Source organism: Vibrio glycogenivorans (assembly GCF_051660965.1).
In the GTDB taxonomy this organism is placed as follows: Bacteria; Pseudomonadota; Gammaproteobacteria; order Enterobacterales; family Vibrionaceae; genus Vibrio.
On sequence record NZ_JBPVIS010000001.1, the window covers coordinates 295,368 to 317,190 of the forward strand.

Sequence of the window (21,823 nt, forward strand, 5' to 3'; positions counted from 1 at the left end):
CGATACATCCTTTTTTTGGTTTATAAGTAGGTCTGACTAGAATAAGTACGCTACCGATAATTTAAAGTTACGTCCCGGCTCGTAGTCTGGTGAACCCAAGTCGTGCGAGGCATGTGAGTAATACAGCTCATCAAAGATATTGTCTAGGGCTGCAGTTACAGTCAGATCAGGCGTACCCGCAGGCGTCCACATTAAGTTGATATCATGCACGTGGTAGCTGTCTTTGATGCGTGCAGGCGTAGGATTACCCTCTCTGTCGGTTCCTGGGTCTTTCAAGTCTAACTCAAAGGTATATCGGCTATTCCAACCCAGGCTAAGGCCGGTATTCTCGAAATCGTAGTTAAGATTCAATGAAATGCTATCGCCAACAGCATCATCCAGCGCTTGGCCTAAAACAATACTCGACCCATCCGCTACGCTCGTGAACTCAGACTCAGACTTTGCATAGGTCAAACGCCCTGATAAATTGCTGTACCTAGCATTGACCACGGCCTCCATACCTATAATCTCAGCATCACCTGCATTATCGTACAGACTGACCTTACCGGTCATTACATCATCAATGTAGTCGTTGAGCTCAGTTTTAAACACTGTCAAAGAGGTGCCAAAAGCATCTAAACCTGCAAACTGATTAGTTTGGTAAGCAATCGCGGCCTCATAGTTGATACCTGTTTCTGGCTTCAAATCAGGGTTAACATCAGAGCCTGAGGTAAGGTATGAACCGGTAAGCCCCGGCCCCTTAAATAGCTCAGTCGCACTGGCACGAACCGTCCAGTCAGATGTCAGATCGTACTGTGCAGCCAAGGCAAAAATAGTGTCAGTGAATGTTTTGTCCGAGGCTGCCATATCGACTTTATAGTTGTTATAGCGCACTCCCGGAGTTAAGAAGAAACCATCAAAAAGCTCCATTTCATTTTCTAAATAGACCGCATAAAAATCTGAATTCTCGACACTGTCCTCATTGACCTCACCGGCTATAATGTTTTTTGACTCTGCGCTGTTGAGCTCAAAACCATATCGTGCGGTATGCCAAGTGCTTGCAATATCAAATGAGGTCTGGGCCAGTACCTTCAAGCCATAGTTTTCCGTGTTACCTTCTTTATAGGTATCATCAGTGTTCGACTCACTCTTGTAGTTCATTTCATTGTAGTAGAGGGTCGATTTTACATCGGTGCTTGTCAGGGCGAGCGTGTGGTTTAGAGTAATGGTTTCGCGAATGTACTCTTTCGGGCTGATGGAATCTTCATGACCAGGCCAATCCATACCCATGTTGGATTTGGTGCTGTAGTCACCAGCATCTTTGTAACTGTCGTACGCGAGATCAAAGCGATTAGCAGCATTAGGCTCCCAGCCTAATTTAACCAAGTAGTTATCGGTTTGCCCCTCAAAGCCAATTTGCTCGACACCATCACCGTCAACTGGATTATCCTTGTTCAAAACGCTGTAATAAACCAGCGTATCCACTGTATCGGTTAATTGAGCAAAGCCTGTCCCAGAGTAGTGATAGTAGTTGTTAGTCGCAAACCCTGAATTCACTCGGGCACCTACACGCTGGCCAGGTCGTAGCAAATCGTTCGCGCTTTTGGTTTCAAACGCCACACCACCACCCAGGCCACTGTTTAAGATAGAGTTGTTACCAACCTGAATATCCACCGCCTTCAAGATGTCGGCGTTGATAAGCAAGTTCCCTACATGGTGGAAGACATTGTTGGTTTGGTTTGCGCCATCGATGGTAATATTGAGGTCGAGTTCGCTAACACCTCGAATATTGATGCCTTGGTTCATAGTGTGTGAACCACCAACATCGACACCTGGTTGGTCACGAAGCAAGTCACTTAAGTGACCAGCTTGCTTTCGCGCGATATCCTCATCCAATAGAGAGTTTGAGTCAGAAATAGTGGTACCCCAAACTTCGATCACCTCAAGGTCAGGGTTATCTGACTCATTGGCCATGACAATTGTTGGCATGGAACAACTGACGGCGATCAAGATAGCTAATGGTGTACGTTTAAATAAAGATGAGCAATGCATTGAGTTCCCTTCAATAAATCTAAATGATAATCGCTCGCATCTTACATTTAGTTACCAAAGGTTACACCTTTCGTTCCATTTATTAGTTGAATAGTGAGAATTACAAAAATGAATAATGTTTTCATTGACTTCACAGCAATCACCCATGATCTAGCGATTACATTAATGCCAATAAGCCCCATCTTGCCTCCCTTTGCTTACCGCAGATGTTCAGCAAAATAGAAAAGAGAAGGCAATTGCCCTCTCTTTTAACAGTCGAGTAAGCGCTTAACGCTCTACTACGGCTTCCTTGCGCTTTCGTTTCCATTCCGCTATCAACAACATACACAGTGAAGTGGCAAGTATCATCATCTAGTGGAAACCTTATAAAAAGTGAACCGAAACACGCGCTGGAGTAACTCCAGCATTAAAAGTATAGCACCCCCTTCGAGAGGCGAGATTGTCAATGCTGCGCTGATAAAACAACTCCCTCACTAGTGCTGAAGTGAAATATTTTTGGGTCAATATAAAAAGGCACCATGTACTGGTGCCTTTAGTCGTTGTTAGCTTTAAGTCAGCCTAGATAATCACAGAGAACCCGTGTAACCCCCACGATCTCCACTCGCTTCTCGCCTCTCGATTCTCGCCTCTGATTTCAAAACATCGCGAAGTCGCTGCTGCGCAGCATCAACCAAGAGATCCGGTTGGAATTTTGAGATAAATAGATTACAACCAACTTTGCGCACCATGGCCTCATTAAAGCTGCCGCTCAATGATGTGTTTAGGGTGATAAACAAATCCTTCATGCGTTTGTCACTGCGGATTTCATGGGTAAGCTTGTAGCCATCCATTTCAGGCATCTCCGCGTCCGTTATCATCATCAGTAACTCGCGGCTCGGGTCTCGGCCTTGGTCACACCACTGCGTCAAAAGCCTTAGAGCCTGTGCACCATCACAGCACTCAATGATCTCGATGCCGAGTTGAGATAGTGTCGCTTTGACCTGTGAGCGCGCGGTCGCCGAATCATCCACCACCAATACTTTTTGGCCTTGCATTGCCTCAGTCAGGCTTAAATCCAACACCTCTGCTGAGATGGTTGCATCGTACTCCACTATCTCTGCGAGGACTTTTTCAACATCAATGATCTCGACAATTTGGTTTGTGCCATTGTCTTCGACTTGAGTAATGGCTGTCAGGTAGTTATTTCGGCCAGTGGTTTTCGGTGGCGGCTGAATTTGGCTCCAGGCCGTATTGACGATATTGCGCACCTTGCCAACCAGAAAACCCTGTACTGAGCGATTGTACTCAGTAATGATCAGGTTTTGCTCATCACAACCAGAGTCTATAGACGACGGGAAACCAATGGCGGCTCGCAAATCAATCACGGGCACCGACTCACCACGCAGCGAGGCCACCCCTCTAATATTATGGTGCGAGCCAGGAAGTTGAGTCAGCAGAGGAACTTTCAAGACCTCTTTGACTTTGAAGACATTAATCGCAAAGAACTGGCGACTATTGAGTTGAAAGAGCAATAGCTCAAGACGATTCTCACCCACCAAATTGGTGCGCTGATCAACGGTATTAAGAACTCCAGACATAAGTCTCTCTTAAAATCTTGTTAGGTTACATCCATTTACTGATGACAATCTAACATGAACAAGAGAAGGGTGTTAAGTCACCGATTGCAACACAGTGCGCTGTGACGCGTTGTGAGCATGAGTTTGATGTTACTAGCCCTCAACCACGGTCATCAGCAACAGGCCATCATAAAGTGCTTGTTTGATCAGCGCCGCTCCTGGCATGGTGGCTTGCTTGTAGAATCGTGACTCCACCACCTCGAGCTCTCGGTGATACGCGGGTAGCGTTTGGCTCTCGATACATTTTTGTATCGCTGGATAGAGAATATCCTTTGCCTGATTGATGGCACCGCCAATCAGTATTTTTTCGGGATTAAACAGATTGATCACAATGGCAACGGCGGCGCCCAGATGCTGGCCTAGTTGCTCGACCACATCGATCGCCAGTTTATCGCCCTGTTCAGCGGCAGCGCAGATGCTCTCAACCGAAATCTCCTCCTCAAGTGCAAGGATAGAGGCCTCACCCGCGGCGATTCGCTCTGTCGCCTGTTCCCGGATGGCTTGGGAGCTCGCGACCGTCTCAAGGCAGCCTCGATTGCCACAATGACAGCGCTTACCCTCAGGATCGATCTGAATATGCCCCAGTTCACCAATGTTTCCGTGGCGCCCTTGCAACACTCGGCCATCGACAATAATCCCGGCCCCTAAACCATGGTGGATAGAGATCAGCACCGAGTTATCATTGTCTTGCGAGTGACCGTAGAGCTTCTCGGCAAGTGCCCAGGCGCGTGTGTCATTGGCGATAAACACCGGCAGACCCGTCACCTTGTAGATCTCAGGGCCAAGCGCGAGATTTTTGACGTTGTAGTGTGGCATATCCAGTACCACGCCCTGCTCTGAATTAACCGAGCCTGGTAAAGTGATCGCAATACTAGTGACTCGATCGAGTTGCTCTGCGTAGGTCTGAAAGAATTCATCTATCTCGTGGAGCAGACGAGCAAGAACATCGTCTTGGTCAATCTCGTGAATATCGATTTTGGTATCGATTAAGACCTCACCACCGAGTTCATGCAGGGCGATGGTCAGATAGCCTCGCCCAAGACGCATCGATAAAAACTGCCAACCCTCGTTATTGACTTGCAGTCCTACCGCCGGACGGCCACGGCTGGTCGCCTCTTGTACCGTGGTCTCATGGATCAGATGAGCCGCGATCAATTCGCGGGTGATTTTGGTGATACTCGCTGGCGCAAGCTCACTCTGTTTGGACAGGTCGATACGCGATATCGGCCCCCTTTGGTCGATCAGCTTATACACACGGCCAGCGTTTATCTGTTTTATGTGGTCAATGTGCCCAGGATGAGCCGTGTACATAGTGAACTCCTAAATCAATAACCTAGCAATTTTTTTACTTTGCGAAGTAATTGTGAAGTAGTTTAGCACTCATGCGTGATAAAAGTCACAAACAGTGTGTAATGTTTGCGCGGGCAATCAACATTCAGGTTGGGAGGTTCGCGGCAACTTAGTCACCAAACAACGATCAAACCAATCATTTTAAAGCAAAATTATCCGACCCACTGGCTAGTTTATTTGAACGCATAAAGATGTCCACAAAGCGATAACCAGCGTCTAACCCCAGTTGATAGTCGTAAATTAGGTCCTCTTTATCGCTCATCAGGGCGCTCGAGCGCAGAGGCTCAGCAGGCTTAATTTGAGCAACAAAACAATCATCTGGGGGGTTATTTAAGAACTGTTGGGTCAGGGAATAAGTTTGATAGTGAACCAAAAGCATGTCGGCAAAACCGCTGTCAAAACGATTGCCCAATAGATGGCTAAGTCGATAAAGGTCCTGGGCACCGAATAGCCAACGACCACCGTTGAGCTGAGCACGCCTGTCCGTCGCCCGGCGAACCTGCTTGATTTGGCCCACTTTATCGTTAACAAAACCACTCCAGGCTTGCTTCCATCGCTCCACCTGTTGCTCCCAATGACCATCGGTTGGCGATTGCTTAAGAAAGGCTTGAGGGGCGTGAAGTTTCTCTGCCAGCTCGAACTCTTGTGATTCGGTGCGGATCACCACAATCATTCTGGCATTATTTCGCCAAGCTTGTTGGACAGGGATTGCTGCCGACACGCCACCATCATAGAACTCGTGCCCCTGTACACTAACTGACGTTTTATACAAATACGGAATAGCGCAGGTAGCAAGCAAGACCTCAAACCAATTACCGCCAAGCATGTTTAAGTAGCGATCTTTGAGGGTGTTAGCACAGGTCACAGCGGCAAACGCCTTTCGCTCACCCAGTACCTGGCGGGCAAGATCAAGGTCTAGCTTAAGGGGAAAATGCTTTAATCGCTCAAATCCCCACTCTAGGTTCAGATAACGATTTTGCTTGAGAAAGCCTAGGAGACTGAAAAACTCGTCGTGAGTGGTCACATCGAGTAAAAACCTCCGACCTAAGGTGTGCTGCCTGCTAAGAAAGGCACAAAGGTTGACAGCCCCTGCTGAGGTGCCATAAAACTCATCAAACGGGTCGAAATCACTCATCAGAAAGGCATCAAGTACGCCAGCGGTAAAAATGCCTCTCTGACCACCGCCCTGGGCAATCAGTGCTGTCTTGCCAAGACTGTAGCGCCCAAACCGCCCCTGACTCAGCTCACTACTGAGATTGGAGACTGTGCCGAAATTGGCCCCCATGGTTAAACCTTAATTGGCGATCGCAACCACGCCAAAACCAATCAATACCGTAAAGATAACAGCAACGATCGCGATCGCAGCTCTAAGATCTTGATCCATCATTTTTGTTCCCCTTAAGTAAATTACATGCATACTAAATATATATGGCAGAACATTTATTGTTCAATAATACAGTGTAAGTTATTAACAGTTCTGATGTTATGTTCACAAATAAGATATAGCCTCTTTAATTACAGGGAAGCATGCACTATGAGTAATAACACCGCGAAGCCCTACTTATTCGCTCCTCTTCTTCTCATCCTTTTAGTGCATAGCACAACAGTGACAGCCGACGTCTATATCACGCCTTGGATTGGCTTTACCGGGGGCGGTAAAGTTGTCGACGAACAAGACAATGAATACGACTTTAAACCCTCAGAGAGTTTCGCTGTTCAAATCGAAACCCCAATTAAAGCAGGAAGAATAGGCTTGTTTTACCACTACCAAGGTACTGAGGTTGAAAGCGTGGCATCGAGTGTTAGTGCTCACTATTTACATTTCCAAAGCGCTGCCTACTACCCGTTTAAGCCCAAACTTAATAGCTATCTAGGGATTGGTATTGGTGGCGGCTATACCAATGCGCGCTGGGTAGATGACGAGTTTGGCTTGTCGGCTAGCCTGTTTACCGGTCTTGAGGGTGAAATCGGACCTAATTGGTATCTCAACGGTCAATTTCGCTGGCTTGGCACTGTGGTCGATAGCAGCTCGAGTGCAGCGTGTAATTTACCTAGCGGAGATACCGGGGATTGTATTATTCGCTACAAAGCGGATTGGATTAATCAGTTCTCAGCCAACCTTGGGGTGACCTTTCGCTTCTAATCCACGATTTCTTATTACGAGGTTACGGATGGCGATCAAGGCTTTATCGAGCAAGCGCCTTGAGTTACCCTAACCTCTTTTCTCACGCAGGCTGATTATGGCAACCAAACCGACCGCGGCCATCTTTGTTGATGTGCAAAACATTTATTACACCACTCGCGAAGCCTTCGCGCGCAATTTTGATTACAATCAGCTGTGGGATGAGGTCTCATCTGACTACACTATCGACAGTGCATACGCCTACGCTATTGCGAGTCGACAAGAGAAACAGCGCCAGTTCCACCATATCTTGCGTGGCATCGGTTTTGAGGTGAAGCTCAAACCGCTGACGCAGCGCATGGATGGTAGCAGTAAAGGGGACTGGGATGTGGGTATTGCGTTAGATATCTATGAGCAAGCTAGCAGCGTCGATACCATCGTGTTGCTCTCTGGGGACGGTGACTTTGACGTGTTAGCTGAGCGAGTCAAACAGCGCTTTGGCGTCGAAGTGGTGGTATATAGCGTGCATGCATTGACGGCTCAATCTCTGATTGACCAAGCCTGTCGCTATGTGGCTATTGAGGATCACCTGTTGTTGTAACCTCTACCGCTTCAGCCGTTGGCTCAACTTGCTCTTGCGCCATCTTTTCACGCTCGGCTTTTGAGATGTACTTTGGCTTATTGCTCTTGTGCAGTTTGGCATTTTGCTTCTTCTGCTTGGTTTTTAAGATCTGGTTAATCTTCTTCTTGCGGTTCATTTTCGGCCCTCCAAAATTCGGGGCGAAGTATATACCTATAGCCGAGTGACCTCAATATGCAGGCTCAAGAGCCTGCATATTAGGGCTTTGTCGACAAGTCTCACGATATTTAAAGCGCATCTCGACCATGGGGTGATAACAGGTCTAACTCAGGTCCGACAGGGACAACCTGAGTCGGATTAATGCCAGTATGGCTGAAATAGTAGTGGCGCTTGATGTGCTCAAAGTTGGTGGTGAGCGCCACCTTACGATACTGATACAGCTCTTTCATATAGCCATTAAGGGCGACATAGTCTTCAATGCGCTGCTTATTACACTTAAAGTGACCAACGTAAACTGGGTCAAAGCGGATCAAGGTGGTAAACAATCGCCAATCTGCTACGGTGATATGCCCACCAACCAAATAGCGCGACTCACCTAGATGATGCTCGATGCGATCGAGAGCAGAAAACAACTGATGATACGCTTCCTCATAAGCCGCTTGAGTGGTGGCGAATCCACAGCGATAGACGCCATTATTAATGTTGGGATAGATAAACTCGTTCCAACTGTCTATCTGCTCACGCAGCGGCTGTGGATAATAATCGTCGTCATTTCCCGTCAAGCGATTAAAGGCTGAATTGAACATGCGAATGATCTCAGAAGACTCATTGCTGACAATGGTTTGGGTGTGGGTATCCCACAATACAGGCACCGTTACCCTGCCGGTATAGTCAGGCTTAGCGCGTGTGTATATTTGGTGCAAAAAGTCGGCGCTATGCAAGGGCTCTGGGCAGGGAAACTGCCACCCATCACTGAGCATATCAGGGCTGACTATCGAGATATCGATATGTGGCTCAAGCCCCTTAAGCTGGCGGAAGATCAGGGTACGGTGCGCCCATGGACAAGCAAGAGACACGTACAAATGATAGCGCCCTGAGTCTGGCGTAAACGGCGCATCGGGTTCATCACGAATCCAATTACGAAACCCGGCATCCTCGCGAATAAACTTCCCGCCACTATTGGCCGTGTCATACCACACATCATGCCAAACCCCATTAACCAGCTTACCCATACCTTACTCCTTACGACCACTGTGACACATCTAATCTTGAGTATAAGTAACCATTACGTAATTGATGCCCTAGAAGTTCCGATTAAGTCATTCGAAAAAACTGACCAAACCCGCAGGTACGAGGAGCGGGTGCGGGCTTTGCCCTACGAGATGCGAGGAGTATGGTGGTGTTGGTAGCTCTCATACCCCAAGAAAAAGCGTCACTCTCGGTTAGCACTCAAAAAATGGTTAGGTTCGCTTTGCCCTTTGGTTCGCGAGTATTCTACCGCGCGCTCGGACTCCTCGAACCTCGGAACGGAGTGTAACTCGTACCCCGCCCCTATATTTTTCCTGTAAGGAAAAAAAAGCGCGGCCTCCGAAGAGTGCCGCGCTTAAGCCTGTCACAGGCTGAATCGGTAATCAGTTAGACTGCAACGTGCAGGCACGATACTGCGTGGACGTCACTGCCTTGTATGGTTGGTTTGCGTTTGGCGCACTCATCTGTTGCTTGTGGGCAGCGGGTGCGGAACACGCAGCCTGATGGTGGGTTGATTGGTGACGGGAGATCGCCCTCAAGCATCTCAATCTTCTTGTTGCGCTCGATTTTTGGATCAGGGATCGGCACCGCTGACATCAGGGCACGGGTGTATGGGTGCTTTGGCTCGGAGAACAGCGCTTCGGCCTCACCAAGCTCAACCGCATTACCCAAGTACATCACCAACACACGGTCTGAGATGTGCTTAACCACCGAGAGATCGTGTGCAATGAACACCAGCGACAACCCAAGCTCTTTTTGCAGCTCTTTTAGCAGGTTGACGACCTGAGCCTGAATCGATACATCGAGCGCCGACACGGGCTCATCACAGATGATCATCTTCGGCTTCAAGATAAGTGCACGTGCGATACCGATGCGCTGACACTGACCACCGGAGAATTCATGTGGGTAGCGATTAATCACGTTTGGCAGCAAGCCTACGCGCGCCATCATCTCTTTCACCTGCGCCTTCACTTCGTCTTTAGATAGCGAAGGGTAGAAGGTGCGCAGTGGCTCGGCAATAATGTCACCCACCGTCATACGCGGGTTAAGTGATGCAAGCGGGTCTTGGAAGATCATCTGCATCTCTTTACGAGTATCGCGGCGTTCAACCTCTTTCATCTTGGTCACATCTTGACCAAGCCAAACCACCTCACCGTCGGTGGCCTCAACTAGGCCAATGATCGCGCGAGCAAAGGTGGATTTACCACAGCCAGACTCCCCCACCACGCCAAGGGTCTCGCCCTCGTAAAGGCGAATGCCAACGCCATCGACGGCTTTCAGGTTTGCCGGTTTGCTCCATGGCCAAGCCGACTTTGATGCGATGCTAAAGTGAACCTTCAAATCTTTTACATCGAGTAGTAGTTTCTTTTCTGCGCTCATTTTGCCCAAGCCTCCCAATCAGAAAAACATGCACGCTGACGGTCTTGACCAAATGGCTGCAAGATAGGTGCTTCTTGTTTACAACGATCTGTCACACGGTGACAGCGCTCTTGATAAGGGCAGCCCGGTGGCAGACGCAACAAGTTTGGTGGGTTGCCTGGAATGGTCGGCAGGATGTCACCTTCTGTATCCAAGCGAGGGATCGCCTTAAGGAGACCCTCAGCATACGGGTGACTTGGGTTATAGAAGATATCATCTACCGTACCGTACTCCATGGTACGACCGGCATACATCACCAGTACCTTGTCACACGAACCCGCGACCACACCCAAATCGTGGGTGATCATGATGATCGCAGTGTTGAACTCGGTTTTCAGCTCGTTAAGCAGATCCATGATCTGGGCTTGAACCGTCACGTCCAGTGCAGTAGTCGGCTCGTCAGCAATCAATAGCTTAGGGCGACACAACAGCGCCATTGCGATCATCACACGCTGGCGCATACCGCCAGAAAATTCGTGTGGATACATAGTGATACGTTTACGTGCTTCGGGGATTTTCACCGCTTCAAGCATGCGTACCGATTCTTCAAATGCCTCGGCTTTACCCATACCCTTGTGCAACATCAGCACTTCCATTAGCTGATCGCTGACCTTCATGTAAGGGTTAAGCGAGGTCATCGGGTCTTGGAAGATCATCGCAATCTGCTCAGCACGAACCTTATTCAGCTCTTTCTCTGGCAGGTTTAGGATCTCACGCCCTTCAAATTTGGCACTACCCGAGATAATGCCGTTTTTAGCCAAAAGGCCCATAATCGAGAATACCGTTTGTGATTTGCCCGAGCCGGATTCACCCACGATACCCAATGTCTCACCTTGATTCAGTGAGAAGTTCAAATCATTGACTGCGGTGACAATACCATCTTGAGTAGTAAACTCGACACGCAAATCTTTAACGTCTAATAAGCTCATTGTTACTTCCTCAATCTTGTCTTAACGGTCTTTCGGGTCAAGCGCATCACGCAGACCATCACCCACATAGTTAAAGCAGAACAGAGTCACGACCATAAATAGCGCTGGGAAAATCAGCTGCCAAATCGCCACTTCCATGGTGTTCGCGCCCTCTTGCAGTAGCGCACCCCAACTGGTCATCGGCTCTTGCACACCAAGGCCAAGGAAAGACAGGAAGGATTCGGTCAAGATCATGCTTGGGATCAACAAGGTTGAGTACACCGCCACAATACCCAGTACATTCGGTACGATGTGACGCGTGATGATGTTCCATTTGCTCACGCCACACACGTGCGCCGCTTCAATAAACTCTTTGCTGCGCAGGCTCAGTGTCTGACCACGAACGATACGTGCCATATCCAGCCATGCGATTGCGCCGATGGCGACAAAGATCAGTACGATATTACGACCAAAGATGGTCACTAGTACGATAACTAGGAACATAAATGGCACTGCATAGAGGATCTCGAGAATACGCATCATTACGCGGTCTACTTTACCGCCAATAAAGCCCGATGCCGCGCCGTACAAGGTACCAATCACTACGGCAACCAACGCGCCCATGATGCCTACCATCAGTGACACACGACCACCAACTAACGTTCGTACGTACAGGTCTCGACCCAATGCGTCGGTACCAAACCAGTGTTTAAGCGATGGCGCTGAGTGAATCGCGTACCAATCGGTCTCGGCATAGCCAAATGGGGCAATCATCGGCAAGAAGATCACCGACAACGTCATCACAATCAGAATGATCAGGCTCGCCATCGCCGCCTTATTACGCATAAAACGAATGCGCGCATCTTGCCAAAGGCTGCGACCCTCAATCTCTAGGTTTTCTGAGAATTTCTCGATCGCATCTAAATTTTCTTTTTTCGTCAACATGTTAAAACTCCAACCTAGTAGCGAATCTTAGGATCAATGTAGGCCAATAGAATATCGACGACCGCATTGAACAAAATAAACAAGAAACCAATCAGGATGGTCACCCCCATCACCAGCGAGTAGTCGCGGTTAAAGGCGGCGTTAACAAACAGCTTACCGATCCCCGGTAGGCCAAAGATGGTCTCAATCACTACCGAGCCGGTAATAATGCCGACAAAGGCTGGTCCCATGTACGAAACCACAGGCAACAAGGCCGGACGCAGGGCGTGCTTAAGGATAATATAGCGGTAGCTCAAACCTTTAGCGCGCGCGGTGCGGATAAAGTTACTGTTAAGGGTCTCAATCATTGAGCCGCGAGTAATACGGGCGAAGGTCGCCACGTAAAGCAGAGACATCCCGAGTACAGGCAGCGCCATATACTTGAACGAGCCATCATGCCAGCCACCAGCTGGGAGCCAGCCAAGGTTGATAGAGAAAACATAAATTAGAACCGGTGCCAACACAAAGGATGGCATCACCACCCCGAGCATGGCGGTGGCCATGATTGAATAGTCGAGCCAGGTATTTTGCCGCAGTGCAGCAATGGTGCCGACGCTGACCCCCATCAATACCGTGAAGATAAACGCGGCAAAGCCGACTTTTGCCGATACCGGTAGCGAGCTGGCAATCAACTCATTAACGGTGAAGTCTTTGTATTTAAATGAAGGGCCGAAATCACCTTGAGCAATGTTGCCAAGGTAAGTGAAATATTGTTCGATAACCGGCTTGTCCAAGCCGTATTTAGCGTTGATATTGGCCATTACCTCAGGCGGTAATGGGCGCTCGGTAGAAAATGGATTACCTGGCGCGAAACGCATAAGAAAGAAAGAAACTGTGATCAAAACCAACATGGTTGGAATCGCTTCGAAGATCCTTTTAGCGATGAATTTAAGCATAAGCTCACTCTTCCAGTCTGTGACATATGTAAATTAGCAAGGTCTACTACCAAATCCGGGTAGCAGAAAATCAAGGGCCTGCCATGACAGGCCCTTATTGTTATAGTTTTTTAGCGTGATACGTGATTATTGCGCTTTGAGGTACAAGTCTTTTGAGAAGATCTTGTCTTCAGCGTTGTTGATTGGGAAACCACCAACTTGCGGCGACACAAGGCGAGATTTCACGTATTGGTAGATAGGAGCAATTGGCATATCTTGTGCCAGTAGCTTCTCGGCTTCTAGGTAGAGTGCTTGACGCTCTTCATCGCTCGTCGCAAGCATCGCATTTTCCATTACCTGGTCATACTCTTCGCTAGCGTAGCGTGGGTCGTTAGAACTGTTGTTCGAGTGCATCAGCGTTAGGAACGAGGAGGCCTCGTTGTAGTCACCACACCAACCAGCACGAGTCACATCAAAGTTACCCTGACGGCGCGTATCTAGGTAGGTTTTCCACTCTTGGTTTTCAAGCGTTGCATCAACACCCAGTGCTTGTTTCCACATTGACTGGATGGCCGTAGCCACTTTACGGTGGTTCTCACTGGTGTTGTATAGCAGGTTGAATTTAAGTGGGTTAGATGCATCAAAGCCTGCTTCAGCCAGTAGCTTCTTCGCTTCTTCAACACGCTCTTCCTGAGACAGGTCAGCGTAAGCTGGCATGTCTGGGTTAAAGCCTGCCGTCACCTCTGGTGTTAGGAAGTACGCAGGTTTTTCACCTTGACCCATGATGATGTTTGATACTACATCGCGGTCGATGGCGTAAGACAGTGCAGTACGCACACGCACGTCATCAAAAGGTGCCTTAGCGTTGTTGAAGCCGTAGTAGTAAGTACATAGGTTACCTTGTACCGATACCGATTCAGGGTGCTCTTTTTGCAAACGGCTGAAATGCTCGATTGGTAGTTCATTGGTGATGTGGATTTCACCCGATAGGAAACGGTTCATCTCTGCAACTTGGTTTTCAATTGGCAGGAATGTCACCTTGTCTAGCGTGGTGTTGTCGTTATCCCAGTATGTTTCACTGCGCACCAGCTCGATACGCTCGTTGATCACCCAGTTGTTTACCGTGTATGCACCATTACCGACAAAGTTTTCAGGCTTGGTCCAGTTGTCGCCGTGTGCTTCAACCGTCGCGCGGTGTACCGGCTTCATGGTGGTGTGACCCATCATTGCCACAAAGTACGGTAGGGCTTTAGTCGTCTTCAGCTCTAGCGTGTGCTCATCGATAGCACGTACGCCCAGCGTTTCCTTGTCAGCTTCACCAGCAATGATCTCTTTGGCATTCTCAAGTGTGGTGTACTCGATGTACCAAGAGTAAGGAGACGCAGTCGCAGGATCAACGGCGCGCTTGAAGCTGTAAACAAAGTCTTCAGCCGTCACAGGATCGCCATTTGACCACTTAGCATCTTTACGTAGATTGAAAACGAAGGTTTTGTTGTCTTCTGTTTCCCAACTCTCAGCAACACCAGGGATAGTGTTACCGTCTGCATCTTGGTTTACTAGACCTTCCAGAAGATCACGAATTACGTGAGACTCTGGTACACCTTCCGTTTTGTGTGGGTCGATAGATGCAACCTCAGTACCGTTACCGCGTACCAGCTCTTGGACAGCCGCTAGGCCAGATTCTGAAGTTTGAGATTGAGATTCAGGTTGAACCGCTTGTTTTTCTTCTGGCTTATCGCCACAACCAGCAAGCGCAAGTGACAGGCCCGCACCCAAGAATAGAGCGCGAGTAATTTTATTCTTATACATGCATTAAACTCCAAGTTATATTTTTGCATCCATGACTTCTGTAGCTGCCAGCTTGAACGATAAGCTGCGGGCTTAGGCTGTATAAATGACCTAAAAATCCCTTAATCACCTACAGATAGGGCACACATTACCAATCACTGGAGTAATTTGCCACAAAAATGTAATCAAACGCACAATAATTCCCAAAGATCCCCCACAAGGTAGCATTACACACCAGTTCTTAGCCATAATTTTGGCATTTAATATGCTAAAACCACAGAACTACCAGTGATATATATAAATTACGCTGCTTTATTAGGCAAAACTGGTGCTTTATCCTGCTTTTTTAGCCAAAAAATCAACAATAATCTAACATTGGGCTATTTATTCACTACTTATAGCTATCCATACTGTAAATACAACTAAGTAGTCACTTAACTATCAATAGGTAAAGTATCTAAATATCATTAACTTAAACACAAAGCCCGTCACACACCCAAGCTAGGTGCAACGAGATATTTTGGCATAACGAGCACGATCGCCTCTTATAACGCCAGCGCTTGAGAGAGAAATAAAGAGAGTAGTTCTACGGTTTGGAGAGTACTGAATACAACACCATAATCGTCGGGTACTCCTATCGTCCGGCGTCTAGTCTGGTGAAAAATAAAGTGACAGTGCCTACGTCAACACCGAACTTACTGATCGTCGCGATATTGAACATGTTCCGCTCATCTTGACGATACATCCAATCATCAAACGTAACACGGTATGTATCGTCGCCGACTGCCAGATCCATCTTGTAGCGCCAATTTAGTGCGTTTCCCGATGCGATGCCCGTGGCCTCGCCGACGACATCGTCGGCGGTTCCTGTATATTGACCCACGCCTTGCTGAGTTATGACCCAGATGCGCTGCGAGATCTCGCCATCGTCGAACACAAAGTCCTCGACCAAGGTTAAGGTTTCACCATTGACCTCGCCAACAATGTCAACCTCGAAACGGCGTGTCTGTTTGTCAGAATAATCTTGCACCATGCCCCAGGCCTTCACTTGACCGTCAAAGAAGCCAAAGAGGTCAAAGTCTGGATTGGTTTGTTCGTAGTCATCAATATCCGCACTGCAGCCCACACTCATAACAGCAAGAAGCAAAAAAACACTCTTAAATATTTTCATCTTATCCTGCCCTGTTCAGCCCAATAAGTTGGCGGCGCAACTTTGGATACTCGGTCTGTGGAGAAAGCCAAATTGATAGGAAAGCATCACTCGCCCGCTCGTCAGAGAGGTGCCCTATGGGAAGCCAATCGGTGCTGCCGGCGGCGCGGTACTCAAAGTGCCCCTGCTGACCATTACTGACGTAAACGAGCCTGTCGCCGGTCGCAATATCGGGATAGATGTCCTCAAGCTCATCGCTCCATTGCTCGATTTCTCGCTCGGAGAAACCCAGTTTCTGCCACTGGTCTTGGGTGGCTTTAAGTAAATTTTCAGAGGATATGTCGCGCTGATAGGTGATGGCGAGTGCCAGTGGATGGGGAGAGACATCGTGCGACAATCGGTACTGCCCTTTTGGCGTATACAGCTCAGAGCGATATACGTCGAAAAAAAGCCAGGTCAACTCCGCGCTGCCGACGCGACCCCACGATCGCCACTCTGGACCAGTTTGTAGAGCGGTAGGTTGAGCCACACTAAGGCAACTCCAAGTCAGTGTGAACAATAACATTAAGTTTCTCATATCACCCCCCAGTGTCCTTTTGCACTAATGGGAATCGTGCAATGAGGTATGATGCAATAGCTAGCAATAATACCCATTCAACAGCGAGGACACAGACAAAAGACACTATATTGAATGTCGTAGCCACTGCCCCGAACTTGAGTCCGGCGAGGTAACTTAAGCAACCACCCAACCCACCAAACATTACTACGAGCGGTTTCGGTAAACGGTTTAATCCCGGCAACAAAACAAATGCGTAGAGTGAAAACGCAAGCCAGAGCAACAACAGCCAAGCAGGGATCCACACCGACTCAAACACAAACAGGCCGATCAAAATATTAAAGCTATCCACGCAAAGGCCAATGGCCATAAACAGCAACACACCCTCAAGACGCAGCTGATAAGCGCGACTGATTAACCAGCCCCCAAGAGCAAGTCCCAACACCAATACAAGCAACCCGCTTTCTCGACCGAGTACCGCGATAAACCATACGGTTTGAAACCAAATCGAGACAGTGATGAGGGGTTTTCGCAGTAACCAGTTCATGAGCGCTCGAAGGTCATCTGCACTGTGCTGATACTTTTGGCCTTAAACCCACCCTCGCAGTAGCAAAGATAGTAACGCCACATACGAACAAAGCGCTCGTCATAGCCCTGTTCACGTACCTGATCGATCTGTTGTTCAAATCGTGCGCGCCACTCATTGAGTGTTTGGGCGTAATCGCTCCCTATGTCAAACACGTCCCGGATAACAAAATCACTGTGCTTGCTACTCACCTCAGCCAGCTTGGCGATCGACGGAAGGAACCCACCCGGGAAAATGTACTTTTGGATAAAGTCAACGTTGCGACTGTAGCTGTCGTAACGCTGATCCGCGATGGTGATGGCTTGAATGGCGAAGCGCCCCCCCTTTTTCAGTAACGATTGACACTTCGATATATAGGAAGCAAGAAACGCTTTACCAACGGCCTCAATCATCTCAATTGAGACCACCTTATCAAACTGTCCCTCAAGCAAGCGGTAATCTTGTTTGAGCAGCGTGATGCGCTGCTCTAACCCTAAGGCCTCAATCTGCGCCTTGGCATATTGGTACTGCTGCTCAGAAATCGTCGTGGTGGTGACTCTACAGCCATATTCTTGAGCCATGAAGATGGCCATTGCCCCCCATCCGGTGCCTATCTCGAGCACGTGATCGTCGCTCTTCAGCGCGAGCTGCTGACACAAGCGCGCCATCTTATTCTTCTGAGCCATCTCCAGTGTGTCGTGGGTATTGAGATACAGCGCTGAAGAGTAAAGCATATTCTTGTCGAGAAACAGGCGATAGAGATCATTGCCGAGGTCATAGTGAGCATGGATATTCTTTTTCGACTGGCTAAGGGTGTTGCGTCTGAGCCAGTGACCAAAGCGCACCGTCATTTGACCAAGCCAACTGGTGCGGCTGCGCAGTGAGTCAAGCGTAGCTAGGTTTACGGCCATCAGTTCCATCACGCTGGTTAAATCACTGCTGTCCCACCAGCCTTCCATATAGGCCTCCCCGGCTGCGATACTGCCACCTTGCAACAGGCGTGAGAAAAAACGGCTGTCTTTGATCACTAGGGTCGCTTTGGGCTCATTAGGGCGAGGCTCTCCGACCTTAGTCACGTGTTGAGGCTCTAAATAGCTTTCGACAATGGTCAACTGACCCTTGGGCAGGCGCTCAAGCTTACCAACTATCCATTCACGAGCACTACGATCAATGCGGGTCATGTTGGCTGGGAAGGTTAATGTGGTGGCATTAATCATTGGCAGCTCTCCTTGTTATCTGGTCGGACGTTCTTTTTTGGGTGTGAGTAGAGTGGCGCACGCTTGACGTACAGCTTGAGTGCTTGCCAATAAATACCCAACACAACCTTGACGGTTTGGCTGGGAGTTTTCAGTAAAACACGCAGTAGCGACGAGGATGTCAATGCTTGCTGGCGCATCGCCATCGTCGCATCGAAAACCTTGTTTCTTGCGGCCGAACTGTCAGAGTTCGAGCTGTCAGCACTAATACACTCAGCAGTGTGACACTCCAAGTGAATCGACAGTCGCTTACCCAGTGGCTTCAGTTTCCAAATGTACTGCTGATTGATCGGGTTAAAGGGCGAGACATGGAACGCTTTGGGGTGTTGCCAATTCGTCCCCTCCTCGCCCTCGTCCGCTGGCAGCGCGTAATAGTGGCGCTCGTTCCAGGGGGTGTTGCTCACCTCTGCGAGCATAAAACGCCAATCCCCAGTATCGTCGTACAGGTAATAAAAATTCACTGGGCTAAAAAATAACCCTAAATAGCGCAGGTGCACCACAGCCTCTACGCGCCCCGACAAGCGCACTCCGGTTAGCTCGAATACCTTATCTTGTACCGCAATTTTAAGCGGCCCTTGACCAAGGTAATCATCGCGCTTAAAACGTGCCCAATGCCACCAGCGTTGACCAAAGCCAAACACCTTCGACTGCAACTGCTCGATTTCATCGAGGTCAATACAAGGCATAAACAGCGAGTAGCTAAGTTGGTGCTCAACGGGCGCCAAACGACGATGACGAACTTCTCCTGTGTATAAGCGGCTATACATCATGTCGACTCCTACGCCGCCCCTTTGGCTGAAAGCGAGACGCGGTTTATGCCAGAAATGACATCGAGTGCACTACGCACTCCATCTTCGTGGAAGCCGTTATGCCAGTAGGCTCCGCAATACCAGGTACGATTTATCCCGCTGACCTGTGACTTGTTTTGTGCCGCCACGATCGACTCTCGGGTAAATACCGGATGGTGGTAGGTGTAGGTTTCAATGACTTTGTCTGAGTCGAGCGCATCGGAGCAATTGAGAGAGACGCATAATGTCTCGGGCGCGTTGATGTGTTGAAGAATGTTCATATTGTAGGTCAGTGACGGCAAACGCTGCTCCTGCCCCTCTTCCCCACTTAGGTGGTAGTTCCAGGCCGCCCACGCTGCCGGCCTGGTCGGCAATAAACTGGTATCGGTGTGCAGCACCACCTCGTTGGCTTGATAACGCATCGCCGATAGGATCTTGCTCTCATCATCACTCGGGTCGTCAAGTAGTCGCAGTGCTTGGTCGCTGTGACAGGCAAAGATCACTTGGTCGTAACGCTCAACGACGCCGTTGCTTTGCACCATAACCCCAGCAGCATCTCTGGCCACGCGTGTAACAGGAGAGTTGAGGCGGATATTGTCTTTAAACTGCTCTGTCAGCGGCGCAATATAAGCATCCGAGCCTCCCTCGATGACATACCATTGAGGCCGGTTAACGATATCCAGCAGACCATGATTGAGGAAGAAACGTAAAAAGAAGCGCAGAGGAAACGCGCGCATGTCCGCCAGAGTCGAAGACCAGATCGCTGCTCCCATAGGCAGGATATAGTTTTCGCTAAAAAAGGCGCTAAAGCCATGCTGGCTGAGAAAATCACCTAGGGTGTCGTCTTGCGCACAGCTTTGCGCCTGCTGTTTCGCCAGGCGATTAAAGCGAATGATTTCAAAAATAAAACGATAAAATCGCGGTGAGAACCAGTTGCTGCGCTGCACAAACAAGGTGCTCAGAGTGTGGCCGTTATATTCGAGGCCATTGGCATCGTTGCGCACCGAAAAGCTCATACTCGTCGGTCTGCCTTTAACGCCAATCTCGTCCAATAGCTGAATAAAATTAGGATAGGTACGCTCGTTATAAACAATAAAACCAGTGTCGACCGTGACCTGTTCGCCCTGAACCTTTACCCGCTTGGTTGCCGTATGGCCGCCGATATAGTCATTAGCTTCATAGACGGTGATGTCGTGCTCCCCAGCCAGGTGGTAGCCACACGTTAACCCCGAGATCCCACTGCCGATAATAGCGATTTTCATTGTTATTGCTCCTGTGAACCAACCAGCTTAGCGGTGATCAGTGATTGCCAGCGATAAGGCAAAGCTCCTATCACGCGTAAAATCCAAGTAAAGCGGGCGGGAAAGTAAATGTACTCGCGCCCTTGCTCGAGACCCTCTCGGATCCGTTGTGATGCCTGCTCAACGCTAACCAGCATTGGCATCGCGAAGTCATTCTTATCGGTCAGCGGGGTCTTGACGAACCCCGGAAATACCAGTGAGACCTTGACACCTTTTGCTGCGATATCATTGCGATAGCTACGGGCAAAGTAGCTCAATGCAGCCTTTGAAGCTCCATAAGCTTCTGAGCGAGTCAGGGCCACCTCACTGGCGATTGAGCCGACGAACGCCACGCGGTGTCCTCGCTCAAAAAGACTTTGGCAAGCCTCGACACAGCGCACTACGCCGGTGAAATTCACATCCATAACACGCTGCACGAGGTCGCTGTCGACATGACCATCGTTGATGTACTCACAATTGCCCGCATTGAACAACCACAGGCTTGGCGTCTCGGGCAAGTCAGCGAATGCTTGCTCAACTTGGTCTTTATCAGTGACATCAAAGCACAAGGTCGAAATCTGACTGCCTAGTGAAACTAGATTTTCAAGCTGCGCTTGATTGCGACCACAGGCGATAACCCGCCACCCCGCCTGAAGATAATCACGCGCCAACTGCAGGCCAATGCCGGATGTTGCACCGGTAATGAGAACCGTGCTCATGACTGCCCCAACTTGTGTTTGATGGCCGTGATCAAGCGCCCTAATACAGGGAGTTTCTCATACAGCATTGCCCCCAAGTCGAAGTAGTCACGATGATGTATCACTTTGCCCTCGGCGAACTCGACGTAGGTGATACCCTCAACTTCAATCGGCTCACCGTTGGCCAGTTTGGCGTGGGATAAACGCATCAACCAGCGTATGTAACCATGGTCACCCACTTGCTCTGCGGTATGAATATCAAAATGACAGCTGTTAACACTGCGATACATGGAGATAAAATATTGTTCAAGTGAATTGAGCCCGTGCATCCGATGAGCCGGGTCCTCAAATACCACATCCTGGTGGTAGATATTAGGGAGGGTATGCAGATTGCTCTTGTCGAGCTGTTGATAAAAAGCCGCTACGCTATCGATGTCCATTATCGTTTGCCCCTTAGCCGTCATTTACTGTACAAGTCTGTTTTTTGTACAACATACAAAACATAGAATACGGAAAAAGTTATACAAGATTTTTTTTGTACAACTTTTCTTAATCTGCTTATACCGTAGTCAAATTTAGAACGATCAATCACACATAAACAAAAGCCCC

22 protein-coding genes are annotated in these 21,823 nt (G+C 48.8%); 2 read left to right on the plus strand and 20 right to left on the minus strand.

What is annotated here, in order from left to right:
* Nucleotides 1-36 precede the first annotated feature (36 nt).
* The 5 genes from ACSTTG_RS01285 to cydH all read right to left on the minus strand — a co-directional run bounded on the left by ACSTTG_RS01285 (nucleotide 37) and on the right by cydH (nucleotide 6,384).
* A complete protein-coding gene (locus tag ACSTTG_RS01285) occupies nucleotides 37-2,031 on the minus strand; it encodes a TonB-dependent receptor domain-containing protein (RefSeq protein ID WP_438460769.1) in 1,995 nt (664 codons plus the stop codon).
* Nucleotides 2,032-2,597: 566 nt separating this feature from the next.
* Nucleotides 2,598-3,608, minus strand: coding sequence for a chemotaxis protein CheV (locus ACSTTG_RS01290; protein WP_438460768.1), 1,011 nt, complete (start codon nucleotides 3,606-3,608; stop codon nucleotides 2,598-2,600).
* Nucleotides 3,609-3,740: 132 nt separating this feature from the next.
* Complete coding sequence (gene mlc, locus ACSTTG_RS01295) at nucleotides 3,741-4,958, minus strand: sugar metabolism global transcriptional regulator Mlc (protein WP_438460767.1); 1,218 nt, start codon at nucleotides 4,956-4,958, stop codon at nucleotides 3,741-3,743.
* Between the two features lie 175 nt (nucleotides 4,959-5,133).
* Nucleotides 5,134-6,282 carry a patatin-like phospholipase family protein gene (locus ACSTTG_RS01300; protein ID WP_438460766.1) on the minus strand — a complete coding sequence of 383 codons (1,149 nt, stop codon included), beginning with the start codon at nucleotides 6,280-6,282 and terminating at the stop codon, nucleotides 5,134-5,136.
* A 9-nt stretch (nucleotides 6,283-6,291) separates the two neighbouring features.
* The gene (cydH, locus tag ACSTTG_RS01305) at nucleotides 6,292-6,384 is read right to left on the minus strand and encodes a cytochrome bd-I oxidase subunit CydH (RefSeq protein WP_438460765.1); all 93 of its coding nucleotides are present in this window, start codon (nucleotides 6,382-6,384) and stop codon (nucleotides 6,292-6,294) included.
* A gap of 147 nt (nucleotides 6,385-6,531) precedes the next feature.
* Here cydH and ACSTTG_RS01310 point away from each other — a divergent pair, with 147 nt between their 5' ends.
* Both ACSTTG_RS01310 and ACSTTG_RS01315 read left to right on the plus strand, forming a co-directional pair.
* On the plus strand, nucleotides 6,532-7,140 hold the full coding sequence (locus ACSTTG_RS01310; protein WP_438460764.1) for a porin family protein: 609 nt from the start codon (nucleotides 6,532-6,534) through the stop codon (nucleotides 7,138-7,140).
* 97 nt (nucleotides 7,141-7,237) lie between these two features.
* A complete protein-coding gene (locus ACSTTG_RS01315) occupies nucleotides 7,238-7,720 on the plus strand; it encodes a LabA-like NYN domain-containing protein (protein WP_438460763.1) in 483 nt (160 codons plus the stop codon).
* Here the strand turns inward: ACSTTG_RS01315 and ACSTTG_RS01320 are convergent.
* From ACSTTG_RS01320 to ACSTTG_RS01390, 15 genes are all read right to left on the minus strand, one after another.
* Nucleotides 7,695-7,877 (minus strand): DUF2986 domain-containing protein, encoded by a 183-nt coding sequence (locus tag ACSTTG_RS01320; RefSeq protein ID WP_438460761.1) that lies wholly within the window; start codon nucleotides 7,875-7,877, stop codon nucleotides 7,695-7,697. The genes ACSTTG_RS01315 and ACSTTG_RS01320 overlap by 26 nt on opposite strands.
* 109 nt (nucleotides 7,878-7,986) lie before the next feature.
* Entirely contained in the window at nucleotides 7,987-8,931 is a 945-nt protein-coding gene (locus tag ACSTTG_RS01325) for a glutathione S-transferase family protein (protein WP_438473585.1), read from the minus strand.
* A 403-nt stretch (nucleotides 8,932-9,334) separates the two neighbouring features.
* A complete protein-coding gene (gene oppF, locus ACSTTG_RS01330; protein WP_438460759.1) occupies nucleotides 9,335-10,327 on the minus strand; it encodes a murein tripeptide/oligopeptide ABC transporter ATP binding protein OppF in 993 nt (330 codons plus the stop codon).
* Nucleotides 10,324-11,295 (minus strand): ABC transporter ATP-binding protein, encoded by a 972-nt coding sequence (locus ACSTTG_RS01335; protein WP_438460758.1) that lies wholly within the window; start codon nucleotides 11,293-11,295, stop codon nucleotides 10,324-10,326. The genes oppF and ACSTTG_RS01335 overlap by 4 nt, the downstream gene beginning before the upstream one ends.
* 21 nt (nucleotides 11,296-11,316) lie before the next feature.
* On the minus strand, nucleotides 11,317-12,219 hold the full coding sequence (gene oppC / locus ACSTTG_RS01340) for an oligopeptide ABC transporter permease OppC (protein ID WP_438460757.1): 903 nt from the start codon (nucleotides 12,217-12,219) through the stop codon (nucleotides 11,317-11,319).
* Between the two features lie 14 nt (nucleotides 12,220-12,233).
* Nucleotides 12,234-13,154: an oligopeptide ABC transporter permease OppB gene (gene oppB / locus ACSTTG_RS01345; protein WP_438460756.1), complete on the minus strand. Its 921-nt coding sequence runs from the start codon at nucleotides 13,152-13,154 to the stop codon at nucleotides 12,234-12,236.
* A 126-nt stretch (nucleotides 13,155-13,280) separates the two neighbouring features.
* The gene (locus tag ACSTTG_RS01350; RefSeq protein ID WP_438473586.1) at nucleotides 13,281-14,942 is read right to left on the minus strand and encodes an ABC transporter substrate-binding protein; all 1,662 of its coding nucleotides are present in this window, start codon (nucleotides 14,940-14,942) and stop codon (nucleotides 13,281-13,283) included.
* A gap of 613 nt (nucleotides 14,943-15,555) precedes the next feature.
* A complete protein-coding gene (locus tag ACSTTG_RS01355) occupies nucleotides 15,556-16,092 on the minus strand; it encodes a DUF3833 domain-containing protein (protein ID WP_438460754.1) in 537 nt (178 codons plus the stop codon).
* A 1-nt stretch (nucleotide 16,093) separates the two neighbouring features.
* Entirely contained in the window at nucleotides 16,094-16,600 is a 507-nt protein-coding gene (locus ACSTTG_RS01360) for a chalcone isomerase family protein (protein WP_497583685.1), read from the minus strand.
* A 49-nt stretch (nucleotides 16,601-16,649) separates the two neighbouring features.
* Entirely contained in the window at nucleotides 16,650-17,174 is a 525-nt protein-coding gene (locus tag ACSTTG_RS01365; protein ID WP_438460752.1) for a DUF2878 domain-containing protein, read from the minus strand.
* A complete protein-coding gene (locus ACSTTG_RS01370; RefSeq protein WP_438473588.1) occupies nucleotides 17,171-18,409 on the minus strand; it encodes a class I SAM-dependent methyltransferase in 1,239 nt (412 codons plus the stop codon). The genes ACSTTG_RS01365 and ACSTTG_RS01370 overlap by 4 nt, the downstream gene beginning before the upstream one ends.
* Nucleotides 18,406-19,215 carry a DUF1365 domain-containing protein gene (locus tag ACSTTG_RS01375; RefSeq protein WP_438473901.1) on the minus strand — a complete coding sequence of 270 codons (810 nt, stop codon included), beginning with the start codon at nucleotides 19,213-19,215 and terminating at the stop codon, nucleotides 18,406-18,408. Before ACSTTG_RS01375 ends, ACSTTG_RS01370 begins: the two co-directional genes overlap by 4 nt.
* 11 nt (nucleotides 19,216-19,226) lie before the next feature.
* Nucleotides 19,227-20,498, minus strand: a complete 1,272-nt coding sequence (locus ACSTTG_RS01380) for an NAD(P)/FAD-dependent oxidoreductase (RefSeq protein WP_438473589.1) — start codon at nucleotides 20,496-20,498, stop codon at nucleotides 19,227-19,229.
* Nucleotides 20,499-20,500: 2 nt separating this feature from the next.
* Entirely contained in the window at nucleotides 20,501-21,235 is a 735-nt protein-coding gene (locus ACSTTG_RS01385) for an SDR family NAD(P)-dependent oxidoreductase (protein WP_438473590.1), read from the minus strand.
* Nucleotides 21,232-21,654, minus strand: coding sequence for a nuclear transport factor 2 family protein (locus tag ACSTTG_RS01390; protein ID WP_438473591.1), 423 nt, complete (start codon nucleotides 21,652-21,654; stop codon nucleotides 21,232-21,234). The genes ACSTTG_RS01385 and ACSTTG_RS01390 overlap by 4 nt, the downstream gene beginning before the upstream one ends.
* Nucleotides 21,655-21,823 lie beyond the last annotated feature (169 nt).